Below are 278 nucleotides of genomic sequence, written 5' to 3' on the forward strand. Positions count from 1 at the left end.
ATCGGATCGACCTTGGTCACGGGCACCTGCATGACCTGACCTGTGCGCGGATGAATGGGCAGCACAGGCGAATAGGTCGCGCGACGTTCGGCACCCAGCGTGGGCGCAATGGTCGCCACGACTTGGTCATGCACCTCAAGCATACGGCGCAGCGCCGCATCGAAACGGCCCGATGTGTAATACTCGGTTGCGGACGCAAACTCGTACTCGAAGCCGAAACGGTCGAGGAATTCGCACAGCATCGCGTTGTTATGTGCCGAGAAACTCTCGAATCTGCC

1 pseudogene is annotated in these 278 nt (G+C 59.7%); it reads right to left on the reverse strand.

Going from position 1 to position 278, the window contains the following annotated elements:
* Positions 1-278 (reverse strand): annotated as a pseudogene (gene lysK, locus P792_RS38635) (lysine--tRNA ligase); the annotation flags it as partial.

The organism is Asaia sp. SF2.1 (genome assembly GCF_000505765.1).
In the GTDB taxonomy this organism is placed as follows: Bacteria; Pseudomonadota; Alphaproteobacteria; order Acetobacterales; family Acetobacteraceae; genus Asaia; species Asaia bogorensis.